Raw genomic sequence first — 2568 nt, 5'->3', positions numbered from 1 at the left:
GTTTGGGGCGGCATTGTTGTATGGTCCGGCGCCTGTGGAGGTCCCGTGACTCGTCTAGCAGTCCTGAAGGAGCGCATCCCCGAAGAGAAGCGGGTGGCGGCCATTCCCGAGAACGTGGCGAAGTACAAGGAGTTGGGCTTCACCGTGACCGTCGAGGCCGGTGCGGGCGAAGGCTCCGGACATTCCGATGACGCGTATCGCGAAGCGGGCGCCGAGATCGAGTCGGATCGGCGAGCGCTGCTCCAGAACGCTTCGATCGTGATCAAGGTAAACCCTCCCAGCGAGACCGAGATAGGGCTGCTGGCGCGCGGTACTACGCTGATCAGCCTGATCTATCCCAAACGCAACGAGTCTCTGGTTCGTATTCTCGCCGCCAAGGGCGTAAACACGCTGTCTCTCGACAGCGTCCCCCGGATCACGCGTGCCCAGAAGATGGACGTGCTGAGCTCGATGTCCAATCTGGTGGGCTACCGTGCCGTTCTCGAAGCGTCGACAACGTACAACGGCTTCTTCAGCGCCCAAGTGACCGCGGCGGGCACTCTGCCGCCCGCCAAGGTCTTGATCATCGGTGCCGGCGTCGCGGGCCTGGCGGCCATTGGCGCAGCGCGCGGGCTCGGAGCCGACGTGCGGGCCTTCGACACCCGTGCTGCCGCGCGCGAGCAGGTCGAAAGCCTGGGAGCCCGCTTCCTGGAGGTGGAGATCGAGGAAAGCGGCGAAGGCACGGGGGGCTACGCCAAGGTCATGAGCAAGGAGTTCATCGAGGCGGAGATGGCGCTCTTTCTCGAGCAGGCCAAAGAGTGCGACGTCATCGTCACCACGGCGCTGGTGCCGGGAGCCAAGGCGCCGACGCTGCTGAAGCGCGAGCACGTAACGGCGATGAAAAGGGGCAGCGTGGTCGTGGATCTGGCGGCCGAGCAGGGCGGCAACTGCGAGCTGACCAGCCCCGGTCGGCTTACCGAGGCCAACGGCGTGAAGATCATCGGCTACACCGACCTCCCCAGCAGGATGGCCTCCACGTCCAGCCGATTCTTCGGCACCAATATCGTGCACCTGCTGTCCGACATGAGTCGTGGAGACGAGGGTTTTCGCATCGACCTGGAGGACGAGGTGGTCCGAGGCGCGACCGTGGTGCACGACGGGCAGGTCCTGCCGCCGCCGCCGCCAAAGCCGGCTACTGATGTTGCCGAGCCCAAGCCCAAGCCCCGATCGCAGCCGCCACCGGAAGCCGCCAAGCCGGAGCAAGAGCACATCATGCGCCAGCGTGCATGGGGCACTACCGTCGGCGGCCTGGTGCTCATCGCGTTGTTTTTCGTGGTAGGCCGCTTCGCACCGGACGCTTTTCTGCAGCACCTGACCGTCTTCATTCTGGCGTGTTTCGTCGGCTGGCAGGTGATCTGGAGCGTTACACCGGCGCTCCACACGCCCTTGATGAGCGTCACCAATGCCATCAGCGGCATCATCATCATCGGGGGGATGCTGCAGGCGGGGCTCGGAGGGCAGGGACTGCCTCAGATACTCGGGGCAGTCGCGATTCTGGTAGCGAGCATCAATATCTTCGGCGGCTTTTTCGTGACGCGCCGGATGCTGGAAATGTTTCGGAAGGACTAGCGATGGACCCTGGAGTTCTGACGGTTGCGTACTTGGTAGCAGGGGTCCTGTTCATTCGAAGCCTGGGCGGGCTCTCCCAGCAGGAAACGGCTCGACGCGGCAACGTGTTCGGCATCGTCGGCATGATCTTGGCCATTGTGGTCACGGCGCTCACGGACACTATCCGCTCCTACGAGATGGTCGTGCCGGCTGTCCTGCTGGGGGCTGTGATCGGGCTGTGGCTGGCCAAGCGCGTCGTGATGACCGCGATGCCGGAGCTGGTCGCCATACTTCACAGCTTCGTGGGTATGGCCGCCGTGCTGGTGGGCATATCGACGTATTTGCATCCGGAGCACAAGCTCGAAGGGGCCGCCCAGGATTTTCACCGCGTCGAGATCTGGATCGACGTCGCAGTGGGCGCCATCACGTTCACCGGCTCGGTCGTGGCATGGGCGAAGCTCCGCGGCACGATCGGAGGCAAGCCGCTTCTCATTCCCGGACGACACGGGCTCAACCTGTTGGTGGCGCTGGCAACGATCGGCCTGGTCTTTCCCTTCCTGCAGCTGCCGGTCGAGCAGGGGCTCACCTACCTATTGATCATGACGGGCCTGACCCTGTTCCTGGGCTGGCACCTGGTCATGGCCATCGGTGGTGCAGACATGCCGGTCGCTGTTTCGCTGCTCAACAGCTATTCCGGCTGGGCCGCCTCTGCAGCGGGCTTCACCCTGTCCAACGATCTGCTCATCGTGACCGGCGCACTCGTGGGCTCGAGCGGCGCCATTCTCTCTATCATCATGTGCCGCGCCATGAACCGTTCGATCATGAACGTCGTGTTTGGTGGCTTTGGTACCCAGGAGGGGGCCGTACCCGCCGCGGGCGGCGAGGATCAGGGGGAGATCCAAGAGACCTCGGCCGATGGGCTGGCCGAAGAGCTCAAGGCGGCCAAGCAGGTGATCGTGGTGCCGGGCTACGGTATGGCCG

At 64.2% G+C, this 2568-nt stretch carries 2 protein-coding genes; both read left to right on the top strand.

The annotated features are described in order from the left end of the window. Positions 1 to 45 precede the first annotated feature (45 nt). A complete protein-coding gene (locus tag MJD61_01820) occupies positions 46 to 1608 on the top strand; it encodes a Re/Si-specific NAD(P)(+) transhydrogenase subunit alpha (protein ID MCG8554015.1) in 1563 nt (520 codons plus the stop codon). A 2-nt stretch (positions 1609 to 1610) separates the two neighbouring features. Further along, positions 1611 to 2568: NAD(P)(+) transhydrogenase (Re/Si-specific) subunit beta (locus tag MJD61_01815; protein MCG8554014.1), on the top strand; the 958-nt coding region annotated here is incomplete at its 3' end.

This window comes from Pseudomonadota bacterium, from assembly GCA_022361155.1.
In the GTDB taxonomy this organism is placed as follows: Bacteria; Myxococcota_A; Polyangia; order Polyangiales; family JAKSBK01; genus JAKSBK01.
This window is presented reverse-complemented; position numbering and strand designations above follow the sequence as displayed.